Genomic DNA, 18,330 nt, shown 5'->3' on the forward strand with positions numbered 1-18,330 from the left:
CCATGGTTATATGGTAGCCGATGCGCTCGATGTCAGGGCCCCGCCAGCCAGCGCAACTTTGGCCCCGGATAGCCCGCGACCCACGTGCCGTTCGCGCTGAAATCCCACGTCGGACCGAAGCTCGCCGGCTCGCGCAGCTGTTGATCGGTGAGTCCGCTCGAGTCGGCCACCGCCGTGCCCGAGCCGACACCTGCCGCCGCTCCGGACGATTCGCGGTTCCAGAACACGTTCGCGGCGATGCGGCCGCTGTTCGTGCCCGCGATACCGCCTGGCGTCGCGTTCGCGCCCGCCGTGAGCCTGGACGCGGTATACGACTCGCGGATGAAGCCCGCATTGCTGCCGACAAGCCCTCCGACAGTCGCGCCGCCGCTCAGGAATTCGTCTGCATACGATTGGGCGATCGCGCCACGGTTGGTGCCGACGAGTCCGCCGACTATGCTTTGCGCACCGGCTGTTGCCCGGCCGATCGCGAAAGACTGACCGATGCGGCCATCGTTCAGGCCGACGAGCCCGCCGATCCGATCCGCGCCGTTGATGGTCACACCAGCCCACGAGCGCTCGATACGTCCAAAGTTCTCGCCCACCAGGCCGCCGGCCACCGTACTCGTGTTGCCCGTCGCATTGATGGTGCCCGTGGCGCCGACGTTCACGATGTGCCCGTAGTTGACGGCGGCCAGCAAGCCGACCGTTCCTCCCGATGAGGTCGCGACGCCGTCCGCCAGCGTGAAATTGCGCACGACCCCGCTCTTGCCGATCACGCCGAAGAGTCCGGTATCGGCCGCGGCCGACAGATGCAGGTCCGCGGGCAGATGCCCCATGCCGTCGAACTGACCGGTGAACGGATTCGCCGCGGTGCCGATGCTGCCGAAGTCCGGCGCACCCGCGAATTCCAGCCCCCTGCTGCCCAGCGCATAGTTGCCGGACAGGTCGTTGTTCACGGCGCTCAGGTCCGCCATCGAGTTGACGAGCCGATAGGCCGTGAACTGCGTGACGAGCCCACTGAACGGCGCAGGGTGCCAGGATGCGTTGGTGTGCACGGTGCCGGGCGTGTAGCTGCCGTTCATGTCGTACAGGCCGCTGACGACGCCCAGGCTGCGTGACCAGTTGATCGTACCCAGATTGGTCAGGCTGCCGCCGTTGTCGAATCCATAGGTATCGGCGGACAGCGTGAGCGACCCTGCGCCCGTATTGGCGATGGTCGCCCGCGGTGCGATCGTCAGCGAGTGAGCCGCATCGAGCGTCAGCGAGGAGGCCCCGTGCCAGCGCACGCTCGCTTCGATCGCGATGTCCCCTTCACCGGTCGCACCGAGCTTGCCGTCCCCGCCATTCGCGATCACGGTGATGGTCGTGCCCTTGTTCAGGCTTGCGCCGAGCGTGTTGGCGGTCGGGACGTCCGCGGTGAAGTCCCCTGTTGTGATGTTCCATGCTTTCGCCCGCACGTCCGCGCCGCCGACCTTGACGTCTTTGCCTGACATGTCGACCGTGCCGCCGCTGCCGTCCGCATTGCGCGCGCTGATTCGCGCGCCGCGCGCATCGACGTTGCCGGAATTGACGAGGACCCCGTTGACGGTCGTGTTCGCGACGAGCCATACGTGGCCGTCGCGCGTCGCGGTGCCGGTGGCGCGCAGCGCACCCGAATGACCCGCGAGCGCGAAGATGTTGCCGTCGGCCGCCTGCACGTTGACGATCGCCGCCCGCACCGTGCCCGAGTTCGTCACCGTGCCGCCGCTGCCCACGTCCACGAAGACTTGTTGATATTTGCCGTCGTATAGACGCACCTGACGGCCCGTGGCGAGTTCGGCATTGCCGTTCGGCGCGACGATCGTCCCTGCGTTCGTGACCTTGCTGGCCGATATCAGGAACACGTCTCCACCCGACGAACTGATCTTGCCGAGATTGACGACATCCGCCGTAGAACTGCCTGTATAGGCTGACCCACCGATCACGGGCGGGTTGAGAAAGACATCGTTGGGGACGTCGAGGGTCGAAGCGACGAAGCGCCCGCCCGTCGACACCACGCCGCCAGGCCCGATGAGCACGCCATGCGGATTGATCAGGTAGATGCTGCCGGTGCCCTTCAGCGTGCCGTAGATCGCCGACACATCGTTACCCGTCACGCGATTGAGCGTCGCGCCGGTGCCGTTGTCGATCGACACCGTGCGGCGCGATCCGATCGAAAAACTGTCCCATTCGATGATGCCGCGCGAACCCGCTTGCGTAATGCTGATGCCGGCGTCGTTCTGAGCAATGCTTCCGGAGCCGGCGACGAAATGGCCGCCCTGTGGCAGCGCCCCCGCCGCGCACGCGACGTGCGTCGTGAAAAGTCCGGTCAATGAAACAACGATGGCGAATGAAATTCGCCCGCTTGAATGACGACGTTGCGATGCACGTCGCCGCAGCAGAGGTGGCCTTCGAGTTCTCATACATCCCCCTTCCACGCTCGCGCGAAACGGCTGCGCCCCGTACGAAGACTAGCAGTTCGCCTCCTCGCCAGTTGCGGGAAATCTCAACGATTTGCGCCTTCGTGCAAGGCTTTTATTACCACCGCCTTCCGCGTTGATGACGATTTCAATGCAAGTTTGAAATACCGTTATTACGATGGGTTATTAAACGACGGGCCTCCAACCACCGTCGATCTCCGCAAAAACCCCGTCCGGCGGGCATTGCAGGCTCGCGACACCGCACGCGCCCCGATTTGCCGTCGAGCAGCGCGAACCTTGGCAGGCAGCGGCCGCAACCTGACATTTCGGTATACTCCCGGGCTTTCCCGAAACGATTATTCGCGGCCCCCTCCCGCGCAGCGACCGCCGCTTGACCGGCGCGCCGCCTTCGCGCGACAAGCGCGTCCGCTCCACTCATCATGTCCGATCTCTCCACGCCATTCGGCGCGCCTCGCCGTGTCGTCAACATCAATCCGAAGCCGCTCGCCGTCGCGCTCGCGCTGGTCGTGCTCGGCGCGATCTATCTCGCGCAGACCGTCAGCGTGAAGCAGGCCGCGCTGTACGTCCTCGGCGCGCTGCTCGGCATCACGCTCTATCACGCCGCGTTCGGCTTCACGTCCGCATGGCGCGTGTTCATCGCCGACGGCCGCGGCGCCGGGCTGCGCGCGCAGATGCTGATGCTCGCGGTCGGCGTGTTGCTGTTCTTCCCGGCGCTGTCCGCCGGCACGCTGTTCGGGCATCCGGTGGTCGGCGAAGTGTCGCCCGTCGGCACCTCGGTCGTGGTCGGCGCGTTCATGTTCGGCATCGGCATGCAGCTCGGCGGCGGCTGCGCGTCCGGCACGCTGTACACGGTCGGCGGCGGCAGCACGCGGATGGTGGTCACGCTGATCGCGTTCATCATCGGTTCGGTGATCGGCACGGCGCACATGCCGTTCTGGTCCGCGCTGCCGCATCTGCCGCCGATCTCGCTCGTGCAAACGCTCGGCGTGGTTCCGGGGATCGCGCTGAACCTCGTGGTGTTCGCGGCGATCGCCGCGCTGACCGTGCTGATCGAGAAGCGCCGTCACGGCCGTCTGGTCAGCGAGGTGGAGCGCGCACCGAACGCATCGCCGTGGCTGCATGGCCCGTGGCCGCTCCTCGCCGGCGGCGTCGTGCTCGCCATCCTCAACTTCGTGACGCTCGCGCTGTCGGGTCGTCCGTGGGGCATCACGTCGGCGTTCGCGCTGTGGGGCGCCAAGGCGTTTTCCGCAATGGGCGTCGACGTCGCGAGCTGGCCGGTGTGGAGCACCGGCCCGAACGCGGCCGCCCTCGCCGCACCGATCAGCCACGACATGAAGTCGGTGATGGACATCGGCATCGTGATCGGCGCGATGCTCGCCGCTTCGCTGGCCGGCCGCTATGCGCCGGTGTGGCGTCTGCCGCTGCGCTCGCTGATCGCGGCGATCGTCGGCGGTCTGATTCTCGGCTACGGCGCGCGTCTCGCGTACGGCTGCAATATCGGCGCGTACTTCAGCGGCATCGTGTCGGGCAGCCTGCACGGCTGGCTGTGGCTCGTCGCGGCATTTTTCGGCAACGTGGTCGGCACCAAGCTGCGTCCGCTGTTCGGCCTCCCGGTCGAGCGCGTCAAGCAGACGGGCTGCTGATCGGGCGGCTTCGGCCGCCTATCGGGCGGGGGCTGCGCTGCTGCCCCGCCCGCGCAGTTCCGGTCGAAAGTCGTCGCAACGAAGTCGAGTCTTCTACCTGGCGCCAGTCTGAAGCCGTCGCGCGAGCTCGTCGGCTATCTGCTGCGCGCTGTTTCTGACCGCCGTCTTTTCATCGCGACCGGACAGAACGACCTTCGCGGCGATCACGTACGGATTGAGCTTGATCACCGCGCCCGGCATATCCCTGCTCTTGCCCTCTTCAACACTTTCATAAAGCGGCGGCAACTCCGGCGCAGCCAGGTTATCGCAGGAAACTGCGACCTGAAACTGGCTTTGGCCCGCGCCCATGCCCACCATCGCGCGACGCAGCCGGTTACCCTCGTCGACGCTGAGAAAAACACCGCGCACCTGCCAGCCGTCGTGAGGCAGCGGCTCACCCGGCGCGACGCGGCGCGCGTCTACTCCGGCCTTCTTCAGATCGTCCGTCAAGGATTGCGCCATCAGCGCGACGATCTCCCGCGCCCGCGCCTGCGGGTCCTGTTGCTGGCGCAGCGGACCCGCCGGCACCAGATTGCCCACGATGCCCCGCGCACGGTGGCCTGGCCCGCTGTCAGGGGCGATATTCGCGGCGTCGAGATCGAAATCGGCGACATAGACAACCGGCGGCGCGACAGCGGTCGCGAGCGCTGCCGACGCATCCGCCGCCAGACATCCGTCCGCGCTGGCACACACATACGTCGCCAGACCGACCATTCGCATCCATCGAAACATCATTGCGCACCTCCGCGCTGATCGCCTGGTACTGGTTGCATGGCAACGACGAAATACGCCACTCACATCTTGGCTCTTCACCCATCTTAGGACTTTCGATCGTCTGCATCGCGATCCGAAAATCCTATACTGGGTCGATGCGGTTGGTGGCTATGCGCGTTGTCCGCGTATGCCTTGGCGCGAGTTCGACAAACGGAAAACAAAGCCATGCTGACGATCGACGACATTCGCGCCGTGCCGCTGTTCTCCACCCTCCCCGACAGCGAACTGGAAACCCTCGCGCACACGGCCGCGGACCTGCATCTGTGCGCGGGCGAGTTCGCGGTTCATGAAGGTGGCGAGCGCGCGTTATACGCGGTGCTGTCGGGCAAGATGGAAGTCATCAAGACGTTCGACGGCATCGAGCGGACCTTGGGCTGGCGTCTGCCCGGCACGATCTTCGGCGAAGTGCCGCTTGCGCTGAGTTCGCCGTTTCCGGGCGCCTATCGAGCAGCCGAGCCTTCGCGCGTGATGCGCGTCGACGCGCCGCAATACTATGCGCTCGCGGCGGCGTCGCCCGAGGTGGCGGTCAAGATGGGGGCGCTCGCGCGCGAACGCATCGGCGGGCTGCAAAGCCTTTCTGCCGAGCCGCCGAAAGCGCGTGTGACGATCGTCGGCAACCGTTGGGACGATGCGTGCACGCTGCTGCGCCAGTTTCTCGCGCGCAATCAGATCAGCGCCGACTGGCTGGCGCCGGATGCGCCCGAACTGGCCGCGCGCTGGCCTGGCACCTGTCCAACGGAACGCGAGTGCCCCGCGTTGCGCCTCGTCGACGGCACGGTGCTGAGCCGGCCCGCGACCCGCGAACTGGCGGGACTGCTCGGCCTTCAGACGCAGCCGCGTCTGGACGGATACGACACGGCGATCATCGGCGGCGGCCCCGCGGGGCTGGCTGCCGCGGTGTACGGCGCGTCGGAAGGTCTGCGCACGCTGGTGCTGGAGCGCGAGGCGCCGGGCGGACAGGCGGGCACGTCGTCGCGCATCGAGAACTATCTCGGCTTTCCCAATGGCGTTTCCGGCGACGAACTGGCGAGCCGCGCGCTGCAACAGGCACGGCGGCTCGGCGCGGAAATCCTCGTGACGCGCTCGGTCGAGCGCATCGATGTAAAGACGCGGCGGATTCATCTCGATGGCGGCGACGCCGTGCACGCTCGAACCATCATTCTCGCGACAGGCGTCACATGGCGGCGGCTTGCCATCGACGGCTTCGACCGCTTTATCGGCAAGGGGATCTACTACGGCGCGGCGCGCAGCGAAGCGAGCGCGACCCACGGCCTCGATGTCCATCTGATCGGCGGCGGCAATTCGGCCGGCCAGGCGGCGTTGTTCTTCGCCAATCATGCGCGCAGCGTGACGCTCGTCGTGCGCGGGGATTCGCTCGAAAAGGGCATGTCGCGCTATCTGGTCGAACAGCTTGCGGGCAAATCGAACGTCGCGGTGCGCTTGCGCTCGGAAGTCCTCGGCGCGCATGGCGATACGCATCTGACGGCCATCGACATTCGCGATTCGACGACAGAGGCAGTAAGCCGGCACGACTGCGGCGGTCTGTTCGTCTTCATCGGAGCCGATGCGCAGACGGAGTGGCTGCCGTCCGAAATCGCGCGCGACGTACGCGGCTATGTTCTGACCGGCGACGACGTCGTCAAGGCCGCACGCTGGCCGCATCATCACCGCGATCCTTATCTGCTCGAATCGAGTGTGCCTGGCGTGTTTGCGTGCGGGGACGTGAGGCTGAGCCCTGTGAAGCGCGTCGCTTCGGCCGTCGGCGAAGGCAGCATGGCGATTGCTTTCGCGCACAGGTACTTGCAGTCGGACGGTGCGTGAGGTCGCCGCTCGGTCGCTACGTGTTCGCGGGCAGCGCGGCGCGTTCCAATACCGTCATCGGGCCGAGCCTTTCGATCACATCCAGTTGAGCCGCGTCACGCACGAACAGCGAACCCGCAAAGCCGAGCGCGTTAACCGACACGCCTTCGACACGCTCTTGCGATCTCGGCACGAGCAACATCCAGCGCCGTGTGACCAGCAGGTTGTAAGGCGCCGCATGACACCACACACGATCGATTTCGAGCGCGCCGACACCCGCCGCTTCGAGCAGCGTGCGATAGCGGGACAGCGCCAGCTTCGGCGCATCCGCGCGCGTCAGATCATCCGCGTCGAAGCGCGCGAACGCATGCCAAAACGGCAGCTCCGGCACGCGGTCCTGCGCACCCAGCAAGGGCTCGATAGGCACCGGCGGACCGGCGTCCCCGAGCGGCAGCGGCACGATCTGCAGATGCTTGTGCGGCTGGCTCGCGCCCGACTCCATGCCGGCGTTGTAAAAGCCGATGCCGTCGAATTCGGCCATGCACGCGAGCAGCGCTTCGAAATCGGCAAGATCGAGCAGCGCTTCCTGCGGTTCGAATTCGCGCGTGACGATCAGCAGATGATGATCGATCACGTTGAACTTGTTGAGCAATGCGAGATGCGTGTCGGAAATGTCGGCGACGAACAGATCCGGGTCGGGGGGAAGAAATGGGTTCGCTTGCGGGCGCTTTGCAGTCTGCAGCTTGTGCGCTTGCTCGCGCTGTTGTTCCTTGTGCGTCAGGCTCGACACCTGGCGCACGAGAAAGCGGATGCCGCCGCTGTCGATCATGCACTGTTGCGTGTCGATCGGCCGCAGCGCGCCGCAACCGAGCGCATGGTCGGTCTGTCGCAGAATGGCGGGCCACAGCGTGCCCGGAATCAGGCGTCGTTGTCGTTCCATAGCATGTCGGCAGGTAGGGCGGCGCGTGTAAAGCGAGTGAAAGCGCAGCGGCTACAGCTTGTAGCCTATCGTGCGCAAAAGATCCTTGCGCCATTGAACGTCTTCCGCACTTTCGGTGCCGACGGGTGGGAAGCCATCGATCACGCCGACGATCCCGCGCCCCTGATCCGTTTCAGCGATCAGCACTTCGACGGGATTCGCCGTTGCGCAGAAGATGCGGCAGACCTCGGGCACGGCCTTGATGGTGTTCAGCACGTTGACGGGGAAAAAGCCGTCGCCGAGAAATACGAAGAAGCTATGGCCCGCGCCGACGTTGGTCGCGTTCTGGCATGCGATTTCGACGAGGCTTTCGTCCGTGCCGGAGCGCCGCACGAGGCGCTTGCCCGAGGCCTCGCAAAACGCGAGCCCGAACTTGATGCCTGGCACCGTGCCGACCATCGCTTCGTGAATATCCTCGACGGATTTGATGAAGTGGCTTTGCCCGAGGATGAAGTTGGTCGCTTCGGGCTTGACGATCTTGACGGCGGACAATTGCATGGTGGACCTCGCTCCATTGCGGCAACACGCCGATGAAAACACGTCGAACACCGGCCAGCCCGACTGCGGATGGTTCGCGCGTCAGCCGGTCTTCGTCGATCCGGCTTCTAGCCTAGTACGAAAACCGGGCCTCCGGCGAACGACGTTGCGGGCCTACCCTGAAACGACGTTCGCGTCTATAACGAAGTGATCGCCGCATCGTGCTACGGAGGGCTATAGGGCGGCATCGATCGACCACAAGCCGCGTCTCCGTCACAGCGTTTTGACCCGCTTTAAATCCCCATCGCGCCGCAACAGCCTGTCCGAGTCAACAAGGTCAAGCGCCGGTTTACGCCCCCGACCGAGTGTGCAAGTATCTTCACCAAGCCGCATCCCGCACACTCTTGCGAGGTCCACGATGGCCTGGAAACTTTGGAAGACCGAGAAGCAGAACGACGAGACACGAAGCTGGCCGAGCGGGACGCATGAGTCGTTGAAGCAGCTTCTGGACATGTACCTGGTCAGCGACTCGCCACCGTTTGCGAACTGGGCCGCGCCCGGGATCACCTTCACGCCCGAAATCGAAACGCTCGCCCGAAACGGAGTGCGGGGCTATCAGCTTGCTCTCTGGCTGTGGCTTTTCGCCGAGAAGCACGGCACCATCGCGGCGAAAATGGTGCGCGAATCTTTTTGCCTGCTCGCCGACGCGATGCAGCCGTCTTCCGGCGACAAGATCGACACGCTCCTCGAGCTCGAAAACCGCCTCGCGCATTCTGTCGAAGACCTTTCCGCTCAACAGCGCACCTTCCGCCTGGAGGGACTGTCCGTCGAGCTGCCGATGGAGTTTTTCCTCGCTACCGCCTTCCTGCGGCTCGCGCCGGATTCTCCATATGCGGGGACCGAAGGCACTCAAGTGCAAGGCAACGACTTCAAGCTGGCCGACTGTTTCCGCCATGCAACCGAAGAGGGGCTGGCGGTATTCCGGCCGATGGTAGACGCGGTCGAGTTCGACGCGAAATCGCTGCCCAACTGGCGATGGAGCGCTCATCCCGGCGCTGCCGAGCGACACCTGCAACGCCGCCACAAGAATCCGCTGTTCGCGCTTCATCGCCAGATGGTGACCGCTCACGAGGTCTATGAGGCGCGACTTGCCGATGCGCGGGCCATCGAGGAGGTCAGGAGCGAGCTCAATGAGATCAGCCGCTCGTTCTCCGAGACGACCGAATTGCCGTTGAACTGGCAGCCCTTCCTCGAACGATACCGGGACCACGTCGACAGGCTCGATGAACGCCGGCTCGTGGTTGGCGGACAGAGCACCTCTCTCGGCAATGCAATTGCGGAGTTGCGCGCCGACATACTTGCAACCTGGCGCGCTTCGATTCACAAGAACCGGCACAGTCTCGCGACCCTGGAGCAGGACGAAGCGAAACGGACCGAGCGGCGCACGCTGCTGTATGGATGCGACTGGACGGCTCAGCTTTTGAGCCACGGGTCGCTGATTCCGCCAGAAGAGGTGGTGCCCGCGCTGCTGAGCGAGCCCCCCTCCGAGCTGGAAAAGGTGGTGGCGGGTCTGCGGGGCGAACCGCGACTGCATGAGACGCTGGCGCAGTGTCGTGCAACCGCGCATCGGCTCGTCAACGAGCTTCGCGCGGCCGGCCATCAGCTTCCCGATATCGACGACAAGCTTCGCATTCTGGATGGCGCGCCCGGGCAGTTGCCGGATTGATCGTCTTGCAGGTATGCGATGTCTTGTAACCCGTGGATGCCACGCCCGACCACAAAGGCCACTTATGAATTCTTCCTCTCGCGCCCCGCTCGATGTAGCGACCGAGGCGGCATCCACGCTTTCGGAGTACCTGGAGCTTTCGCTAGACAAAGGACAGAGCCTGATTTTCGTGCTCTCTCACGGCGAAAATAGCGAAGTCTATCTTGGCGACCCCGGCGAGCCAGACGCGGACTGGACAAGCTGCGCGGCCATTCCGAACACGATGGTCCACGCGCTTCTGGAGACCACCCGGTCGGGATTCAACCAGTTGGTCATCGAAGGACAGGCCTATCGCTTCGCCCGGACCTTCGCGCAAGTTGCCGGGCATGGCGCTGTGGTCTTCACGCCCGCATAGACGTTGTAGCCAATCACGTTGCTGCGTTTGAGCATGGATGATCATAGCGATTTCGTTGTGCGCAATATGTCGTCCAGCGAGGTCGATCTGGCGATCGAATGGGCTGCGGCAGAGGGATGGAATCCGGGCCTCGACGACGCGCGATGCTTCTGGAATGCAGACCCCAATGGCTTTTTCGTCGGTATCTGGCGCGGCGAGCCGGTGGCATGCATCTCGGCAGTCGCCTACGACGAGCGCTTCGGTTTCATTGGCCTCTACATCGTCAAGCCGGCATTTCGCGCCAGGGGTTTCGGTCTGCGCACGTGGCAGCACGCGATGCGCTATCTGGGAGATCGGACGATCGGCCTCGATGGTGTAGTTGCCCAGCAGCAGAACTATAAGAAATCCGGCTTCCAGCTCGCGTATCGCAACATCCGCTTCCAGGGCGTCGTGCGAGCCGCGTCGACGCCCAGGCTGACGAACGCGCGGGAGATACCCTTCGCGCAACTGCTTGCCTACGACAGCGCATGTTTTTCGACCAACCGTTCCCGCTTCCTCGCGGACTGGATCGCCCAATCACAGGCGTTGGCTCTGGCGGATGTGGGCAACGATCAGATCAGAGGGTACGGTGTGCTGCGCCGCTGCAGGAGCGGCTACAAGATCGGTCCGCTCTTTGCCGACGACGCACGGATTGCCAACGATCTATTCGACGGGCTGGTCGCGAGCGCCGCAGGCGAAGTCATCGCGCTCGACGTCCCGGAAGTCAACGCGGCTGCGGTCGCGCTCGCTGAACGCTACGGCATGGTGAGCGCATTCGAAACGGCGCGCATGTACACGCGCGCCGCGCCGGCCATTCCCATGCAACGCGTGTTCGGAGTGAGTACGTTCGAACTAGGTTGACTGCAAAGCAACAGACCGATCATCGAGCGGCCGAGAGCGACGACTCACGCTGACCGGAAATGGTGAAAAGGCGCACGGTCTCATCCAGCACCTGAGCGGAGTCGATCAGCCGTTGCGCGGTGGCCGTCGCTTGCTCCACCAGCGCGGCGTTTTGCTGGGTCGCGCTGTCGAGGTGCGTGATTGCCTGATTCACCTGCATGATGCCTTTGGCCTGCTCGTCGCTTGCGTTTGACACATCGTCGATGATGGTCAGTACGCGTCTGACCGTCTCGTCGATCACTTTCATCTGCGACGCGGTGCGGTCGATCAGTTCCGTTCCTTGCGAGACTTCCGCGACGGTCAGATCCACCACGGACTTGATTTGCCGCGCGGACTCCGCGCAACGTTGCGCGAGCATGCGCACTTCGGTCGCGACGACCGCGAACGATCGGCCGGCGTCGCCGGCACGGGCGGCTTCGACCGCCGCGTTCAAAGCAATGATGTTGGTCTGAAAGGCGATGCCATCGATCACGCCCGTGATATCGGCGATACGCTGCGACGCCGACGTAATGCCGGACATGGTCCGCTCGACGTGACCGACGATCTCGCCGCCAAGCGCCGCGGCATCCTGTGCTTCCCGCGCAAGTCCGAGCGCGGACGCGGCGGCGTCTGCATTGGCCTTCACGCTGGTGGTGAATTGCTCCATGGTCGCAGCGGTTTGCTCGAGCGACGCCGCCTGCGATTCAGTGCGGCGCGCCAGATCCTCATTGCCGCTCGACATTTCACGAGCGGAGTCCACCACCCCGCCGATCTGGCCACGCACGTCCAGCACGATCGCGCCGAGGTTCGCCTTCAGTTGGTTCAGCGCGCTCAGTACGTCGCCGAAATCTCCGTTCCTCGAGATGCTCATTTCGGCGGTCAGATCACCGGCAGCCATACGGGTGGCGAAACTGGAGAGCCCCGCGAGCGGCGCACCCAATTGCTTTCTCAACGCCAGCCAGGCCACGCCGGCCAGCATCGCGGTGACGCCAGTCGCGCTCCAGTACGGCAACGGCGGCATCCCGCCGTACAGCGCCGCACCGACGAGCGGGAAGACCAGCGGCGCAATCGCATAGCCGACACCGATGCGCGCCACGACGGACAAGTGCGTCAGTGCCTGCAGCTTGCCAGCTATCCCGGTACGAACCAGCTTCCCGCGGCGCAACTTGTGCGAGCGCAACGTGCCTTCGCGCATCCGCGCATAGGTTGACTCGGCAAGCCTCACTTCGTTGCGAGAAGGCTTGGTGCGAACGCTCAGATAGCCGACGGTCTGACCGCTTTCGATCACCGGCGTGACGTTCGCGCATACCCAGTAGTGGTCGCCATTCTTGCGGCGGTTTTTCACGAGCGCCGTCCAGGGCTGACCCGCGCGGATCGTCTCCCACATGTCGGCGTAGGCCTCGCGCGGCATGTCGGGATGCCGGACGATGTTATGTGGCGCGCCGAGCAACTCTTCTCGCGTGAAGCCTGAGATCGCAATGAATGCCGGGTTGCAGTACTGAATCCTTCCTTTCAGGTCGGTTGCCGAGACAAGCATCTCCGAGGCGGGGAAATCGAATTCGCGTTGTGTTACAGGCTGGTTATTGCGCATGAAGGTCGTTAGCGAGGCACCGCGCTCTGCTGAAGGCGCCGGAATGTCGGTCAATGGACGTTCTAACGGCAATACCCTCAAAATATTGAGGGTTATCTGACTAGCTTGGTCGGGTAATCGAAAGCTTCGCCCCAACAAGTGCTATGCACCTGTCGCGGCGACGCCAGGCGACATGAACCTCACTTCCGCGAGCCCCTCTTCTTCCTTTCCGGAACTTCGACGGTAGTGTCGACCGGTGTGAACGGCGCCTGAAAATGATCGACGAGGAAATCGATGAAGGCTCGCGCCCGCGCCGTCTGATTGCGCTGCCTCGGGTAGTAGACGAACAGATCCGCCGACGGCAGCACGGTATTCGGCAGCACCAGCTTGAGGCGCCCGCTCTGTACGTACTTGGCCAAATCCCATTCGGAGCGAATCAGAATCCCGTGACCGTCGAGCGCCCACCGAAGCGCAATGTCGCCATCGTTGCTCGATAGCACGCCTTTGACCTTGATCGCCTCGATGTGGTCGTTCACGATATAGCGCCACACGCCATAAGCGTCATCGTTCTGCCGATGAATGATGCAGCGATGCTGATGCAGGTCCTCCACGCGCTCGGGCGCTCCAAAACGCTCCAAATACTTCGGCGACGCGCAAAGAAAACGGCGATTGCTCATGATGCGCCTCGCGCTCAGCCGGCTGTCCGGCAGCTCGCCGAACCGTATCGCCATGTCGAAGGCGCCTTCGACGAGATCCACCGGCCGGTCCGTCACCTCGAACTGCACTTCGACGTTCGGAAAACGCCTGGCGAAGTCGGAGACGAGCGGCGCGATGGTCGTCCTGCCGAAACCCAGCGTCGCGTTGATGCGCAACGGCCCATGCGGATCGCGCCGGGCGCCGGAGATGGCCTCCTCCATCTCGCGGACCTGCCCGACGATCTGGGACGCGTAGCGCAGATAGGTCTCTCCCTCGGGCGTCAGGCTGACGCTGCGCGTAGTCCGGTTGACCAGACGCGCGCCGAGCCGCTGCTCGATGATCCCCAGCCGCTTGGTCGCCGCTGGCGGACTGAGATCGAGCGCCCGGGCGGCGCCGGACATGCTCCTGAGTTTCGCAAGAAGAATGAAGAACTCGAAGTCGGATGCGGGTGCAATACTCACTTTTGGTGAAATATGTAGTGAACACAAGTGAATTCTAGCAAGCTCTTTCGCGGCTAAGCTATGCACCACATTGCAGCCAGGATGGCTCAATAACCGTTCAAATCTCTGGAGACAGTGGCGTGAGAATCGTTGAAATCCGCGAAAAGACCGTTCCGATCAGTTCCCCGATCCGGAACGCCTACATCGACTTCAGCAAAATGACCTTGAGTCTCGTCGCGGTCGTCACCGACGTGATCCGCGACGGTAAGCCGGTGATCGGCTATGGCTTCAACTCGAACGGCCGCTACGGTCAGGGCAAACTGATGCGCGAGCGCTTCATCCCGCGCCTGCTCGAGGCCGACCCAGCCGCGCTCGTCGACGACTCGGGCGACAACCTCGATCCCCACAAGATCTGGGCGACGATGTTCATCAACGAGAAGCCCGGCGGCCACGGTGAGCGCTCCGTCGCGATCGGCACGATCGATATGGCCGTCTGGGACGCGGTAGCGAAAATCGCCGGCAAACCGCTGTTCCAGTTGCTCGCCGAGCGGTACGGCAATGGCGAGGCCAACCGCAAGATCTTCGTCTACGCGGCGGGCGGCTACTACTATCCGGGCCAGGACCACGAAAAGCTCAAGGATGAGATGCGCAGCTACATCGACCGGGGTTACACGGTCGTGAAGAAGAAAATCGGCGGTGCGTCGCTCGACGAAGACCTGCGACGCATCGACTCGATCCTCAGCGTGCTGCAGGACGGCCAGAAGCTCGCGGTCGATGCCAACGGCCGCTTCGATCTCGATACCGCGATCGGCTATGCGAAGGCGCTGTCGCAGTACGACCTGTTCTGGTACGAGGAGGCGGGCGACCCGCTCGACTTCGAGCTGCAGGCGACGCTGCGCAACTACTATGACAAGCCGATGGCGACCGGCGAAAACCTGTTCTCGATGCAGGATGCCCGCAACCTGATCCGCTACGGAGGTATGCGCCCCGATCGCGATTGGCTGCAATTCGATTGCGCATTGAGCTACGGTCTCGTCGAATATCTGCGAACACTCGATATGCTGCATCAGCATGGCTGGTCGAGAAGCCGTTGCATTCCCCACGGCGGGCACCAGATGTCGCTGAACATCGCGGCGGGCCTCGGACTCGGCGGCAACGAATCGTACCCGGACCTGTTCCAGCCATACGGCGGTTTCCCGGACGGCGTTCGCGTCGAGAACGGATATATCACGATGCCGGAGCTGCCCGGCATCGGCTTCGAAGGCAAATCCGACCTGATCGCCGAGATGCGCAAGCTGGCTGAATAACGCGCGCTCGCAACGGCACCGACCAACATTCCCGCTTGAATGGTTCATAAAAAGACGGAACGAAGCCGGCTCAATGCGGCCTTCCCACGCTGCTCGCGTGGGAAGGCCGCATTTCCCCTTTGAAGACGCCACGCACAGGAGACAGACATGCCAGTATCGAAAGTAAGAAGAGCACTTTCCAAGCTGTACGTTCAGGTCCTCATCGGGATCGTGGCCGGCGTCCTGCTGGGCCACTTCTACCCCGAACTCGCGTCGCAGATGAAGCCGCTGGGCGACCTGTTCATCAAGCTGATCCGGATGCTGCTTGCGCCGATCATCTTCGCGTCAGTCGTGGTCGGGATCGCGCGCATGAACGACCTCCATCAGGCGGGCCGGGTAGGCGTGAAAGCCCTTCTCTATTTCGAACTGGCATCGACGGTCGCGCTGATTGCGGGGATGGTGGTCGTCAATGTCATCGAACCCGGCAGCGGCATGAACATCGATCCCTCGCAGATCGATGCGGCCGCGATTTCGACCTATACGCACGCGGCACAGCAACACGGTATGCTCGACTTCTTCATGAGCATCGTTCCGAATAGCATCGTCGGGGCATTCGCCAAGGGCGAGATGCTTCCGATCATTTTCTTTTCAGTTCTGCTCGCTATCTCGCTGGCGAAGCTCGGACCCCGTACCGCACCATTCGTCGACATGCTCGACATGTTCCTTCAAGGCATGTTCGGCGTGGTGCGGATCGTCATGTACGTTGCTCCGATCGGCGCATTCGGCGGCATGGCCTTCACGATCGGCAAATACGGCATCGGCACGTTGGCATCGTTCGGCGAGTTGATGCTTTGTCTGTATCTGACCTCGTTCTTCTTCGTGTTCGTCGTGCTTGGCCTTGTCATGAAGATGTGCGGGCTTTCGCTATGGAAGTTTCTTCGCTACATCAGGGACGAGATTCTGATTACGCTTGGTACCGCATCGACAGAAGCGGTGTTGCCGCAGATGCTGATCAAGATGGAGGCGATGGGCTGCGCTCGCCCGGTGGTTGGTATGGTCTTGCCCACCGGCTATACGTTCAATGCCGACGGAACGGCGATTTATCTGACGATGGCGGCGTTGTTCATCGCCCAGGCGATGAACGTCCACCTCAGTATCTGGGACCAGTTGCTAGTGCTCGGCGTGCTGCTGCTCACGTCGAAAGGCTCCGCGGGCGTGGCCGGGGCGGGATTCGTCGCGCTGGCCGCGACGCTGGCCTCGATGCACAAGATTCCCGTCGAAGGCCTCGTGCTGCTGCTCGGCGTGGACCGCTTTCTGAACGAGGCGCGTGCGGTCACGAACCTGATCGGCAATGGCGTTGCGACCGTCGTCGTCGCTCGCTGGGAGGGCCAACTCAATAGGAACCTGGCGCGCGCGGTGCTGAATCGCGACAACACGGCTCGCTTCCAAACACCTGGTCCTGCCACGCAACCCGCAGTCTCGCCGACATTGCCGACTGAAGCGGAGGCGCTCCTCGATGGCTCAGCGAACCATCAATAGAACTGAACTTTTCGGAATGGGTGCCGTTAACGCAGCGGTATCTCACTCTTCCGAATTCAGCATGAAACTGACCATCAAGTTCCGTCTTCTCGCCACCCTCACCTTGCTCGGGTTCCTGCTGACGGTGACTGGCGTACTGGGTATCGCCGGCATGCGTGGTTCGAACCATGCGGTTGCGCAGGCGTATACCAACGACGTGGCCGCCGCGACCGCGCTCGGCAAGTCCAACCTCAACCTGACCGTAGTGCGCACTACGCTCGATCGCGTGCTGCTGCACCCGGAGGCGGCGGATAGAGCCGCCCTCATCGATAAGGCGCGCAACTATCTGGCGGTCTCCGACAAAGCCTGGAAAGAGTACCGCGCACTGCCCGTCTCCGATGCGGAAGCGGCCTTGTCCAAGGCTGTCGCCGACGCCCGCGAAGCGATGCTGCATGGCGCACTCGAGCCGATGATGGACGCGATGAGCCGTGGTGACCACGAGGGTGCCGACCATATCGCGATGGTCGTTATGCCGCCGTTTGCCGCGGCTCTAACGCAGAAATCCGCGGAGCTGGACAAGTTTCGCAACGCGCAAGGTAACGCTCGCTACGACACGGCACAGCATAGCTACCAGACACTTGCAACCATTACCGCAATCGCGATCGCCGTCGGTCTTCTGACCTGCGTCACCTGCGGCTTCACGCTGCTTCGCGCAATCGCGCGCCCGATCGACATGACGGTGCGCCATGTCGAGCGACTCGCCCAGGGCGACATGTCGCAGCAACTGCGGTTCGACAGTAATGACGAAATGGGTCGCCTCGTCAGAAGCGTTGGGCAGATGCAGAAGGACATCGGCACGATGATCGAACAGATCGCTCGCGGCAGCGAGTCGATCGCGTCCGCGACCCAGCAAATTTCGGCCGGCAACGCGGACCTGTCGGCGCGCACCGAGGCGCAGGCGGCGTCCATCGAGGAAACGGCGGCGAGCATGGAACAACTGACCAACGCCGTCACGGAGAACGCGGCGCACGCGCGTGAAGCGCGCGAGCTGGCCGACGCGACGAAGGCGACGGCCGGTGCCGGCGCGGACGTCGTCCGTCAGGTCATCGACGCGATGCGCGACATTCACGACGGCGCGAAAAGAATGGGCGAGATCATCGGGGTGATCGAAGGCATCGCCTTTCAGACCAACATCCTCGCGTTGAATGCGGCTGTCGAGGCCGCTCGCGCCGGAGAGGAAGGACGCGGCTTTGCCGTTGTCGCCGGCGAGGTACGCAATCTCGCTCAGCGCTCGGCGACCGCGGCGAAGGAAATCAAGGAGCTGATCGACGCGTCGACCGCGCGCGTCGCCGACGGTTCGCGCCTCGTCGGCCGGGCCGGTGAGACCATGGGCGAAGTACAGACGGCCGTCGGTCGCGTCACGTCGATCATGAGCGACATTGCGACGGCTTCGGCCGAACAGAGCGATGGCATCGAGGAAGTCAATCGCGCGATTACGCAGATGGATCAGATGTCGCAGCAAAATGCCGCGCTGGTCGAACAGGCAGCCGCCGCGGCCGCGTCGCTAACCGAGCAGACTGGCCTGTTGACCCGAGCGGCTGGCCGATTCCGCTTTGCGTCCCTGTCCTGATGCCACGCTATAGGCTCGCG

General features: G+C 63.6%; 14 protein-coding genes. 8 read left to right on the forward strand and 6 right to left on the reverse strand.

The window, feature by feature from the left end; translation table 11 throughout:
- Positions 1 to 32 precede the first annotated feature (32 nt).
- Positions 33 to 2,333 carry a filamentous hemagglutinin N-terminal domain-containing protein gene (locus AB3X95_RS10280; protein ID WP_368621247.1) on the reverse strand — a complete coding sequence of 767 codons (2,301 nt, stop codon included), beginning with the start codon at positions 2,331 to 2,333 and terminating at the stop codon, positions 33 to 35.
- Between the two features lie 527 nt (positions 2,334 to 2,860).
- On the opposite strand from AB3X95_RS10280, the gene AB3X95_RS10285 reads away from it, so the two are divergent.
- Positions 2,861 to 4,084 carry a YeeE/YedE family protein gene (locus AB3X95_RS10285; protein WP_176121960.1) on the forward strand — a complete coding sequence of 408 codons (1,224 nt, stop codon included), beginning with the start codon at positions 2,861 to 2,863 and terminating at the stop codon, positions 4,082 to 4,084.
- A gap of 93 nt (positions 4,085 to 4,177) precedes the next feature.
- On the opposite strand, the gene AB3X95_RS10290 is transcribed toward AB3X95_RS10285, so the two are convergent.
- Positions 4,178 to 4,858 carry a DUF4410 domain-containing protein gene (locus AB3X95_RS10290; protein ID WP_368621248.1) on the reverse strand — a complete coding sequence of 227 codons (681 nt, stop codon included), beginning with the start codon at positions 4,856 to 4,858 and terminating at the stop codon, positions 4,178 to 4,180.
- 204 nt (positions 4,859 to 5,062) lie between these two features.
- Between AB3X95_RS10290 and AB3X95_RS10295 the strand changes: the two genes are divergently transcribed.
- Positions 5,063 to 6,718 (forward strand): FAD-dependent oxidoreductase, encoded by a 1,656-nt coding sequence (locus AB3X95_RS10295; RefSeq protein WP_368621249.1) that lies wholly within the window; start codon positions 5,063 to 5,065, stop codon positions 6,716 to 6,718.
- Positions 6,719 to 6,734: 16 nt separating this feature from the next.
- Here the strand turns inward: AB3X95_RS10295 and AB3X95_RS10300 are convergent, their stop codons facing one another.
- Both AB3X95_RS10300 and AB3X95_RS10305 read right to left on the reverse strand, forming a co-directional pair.
- Positions 6,735 to 7,637: a DUF4922 domain-containing protein gene (locus tag AB3X95_RS10300; protein WP_368621250.1), complete on the reverse strand. Its 903-nt coding sequence runs from the start codon at positions 7,635 to 7,637 to the stop codon at positions 6,735 to 6,737.
- A 51-nt stretch (positions 7,638 to 7,688) separates the two neighbouring features.
- On the reverse strand, positions 7,689 to 8,174 hold the full coding sequence (locus tag AB3X95_RS10305; protein WP_368621251.1) for an adenosine-specific kinase: 486 nt from the start codon (positions 8,172 to 8,174) through the stop codon (positions 7,689 to 7,691).
- 397 nt (positions 8,175 to 8,571) lie between these two features.
- On the opposite strand from AB3X95_RS10305, the gene AB3X95_RS10310 reads away from it, so the two are divergent.
- The 3 genes from AB3X95_RS10310 (at position 8,572) to AB3X95_RS10320 (ending at position 11,152) form a co-directional block, all read left to right on the forward strand.
- A complete protein-coding gene (locus AB3X95_RS10310; RefSeq protein ID WP_368621252.1) occupies positions 8,572 to 9,879 on the forward strand; it encodes a tryptophan leader peptide in 1,308 nt (435 codons plus the stop codon).
- A 64-nt stretch (positions 9,880 to 9,943) separates the two neighbouring features.
- On the forward strand, positions 9,944 to 10,273 hold the full coding sequence (locus AB3X95_RS10315) for a hypothetical protein (RefSeq protein ID WP_176121955.1): 330 nt from the start codon (positions 9,944 to 9,946) through the stop codon (positions 10,271 to 10,273).
- A gap of 33 nt (positions 10,274 to 10,306) precedes the next feature.
- Entirely contained in the window at positions 10,307 to 11,152 is an 846-nt protein-coding gene (locus tag AB3X95_RS10320) for a GNAT family N-acetyltransferase (RefSeq protein ID WP_176366605.1), read from the forward strand.
- 19 nt (positions 11,153 to 11,171) lie between these two features.
- Here the strand turns inward: AB3X95_RS10320 and AB3X95_RS10325 are convergent, their stop codons facing one another.
- A complete protein-coding gene (locus AB3X95_RS10325) occupies positions 11,172 to 12,761 on the reverse strand; it encodes a methyl-accepting chemotaxis protein (RefSeq protein ID WP_368621253.1) in 1,590 nt (529 codons plus the stop codon).
- 179 nt (positions 12,762 to 12,940) lie between these two features.
- Positions 12,941 to 13,897, reverse strand: a complete 957-nt coding sequence (locus AB3X95_RS10330) for a LysR family transcriptional regulator (RefSeq protein WP_368621482.1) — start codon at positions 13,895 to 13,897, stop codon at positions 12,941 to 12,943.
- A 119-nt stretch (positions 13,898 to 14,016) separates the two neighbouring features.
- Here AB3X95_RS10330 and AB3X95_RS10335 point away from each other — a divergent pair, with 119 nt between their 5' ends.
- The 3 genes from AB3X95_RS10335 to AB3X95_RS10345 all read left to right on the forward strand — a co-directional run bounded on the left by AB3X95_RS10335 (position 14,017) and on the right by AB3X95_RS10345 (position 18,310).
- The gene (locus AB3X95_RS10335) at positions 14,017 to 15,183 is read left to right on the forward strand and encodes a mandelate racemase/muconate lactonizing enzyme family protein (protein ID WP_368621254.1); all 1,167 of its coding nucleotides are present in this window, start codon (positions 14,017 to 14,019) and stop codon (positions 15,181 to 15,183) included.
- Between the two features lie 147 nt (positions 15,184 to 15,330).
- The gene (dctA, locus tag AB3X95_RS10340; protein ID WP_176366608.1) at positions 15,331 to 16,701 is read left to right on the forward strand and encodes a C4-dicarboxylate transporter DctA; all 1,371 of its coding nucleotides are present in this window, start codon (positions 15,331 to 15,333) and stop codon (positions 16,699 to 16,701) included.
- A 61-nt stretch (positions 16,702 to 16,762) separates the two neighbouring features.
- On the forward strand, positions 16,763 to 18,310 hold the full coding sequence (locus AB3X95_RS10345) for a methyl-accepting chemotaxis protein (RefSeq protein ID WP_176121949.1): 1,548 nt from the start codon (positions 16,763 to 16,765) through the stop codon (positions 18,308 to 18,310).
- The last annotated feature ends 20 nt before the right edge of the window (positions 18,311 to 18,330 follow it).

It is taken from the genome of Paraburkholderia sp. BR13444, assembly GCF_040948755.1.
GTDB lineage: Bacteria > Pseudomonadota > Gammaproteobacteria > Burkholderiales > Burkholderiaceae > Paraburkholderia > Paraburkholderia youngii.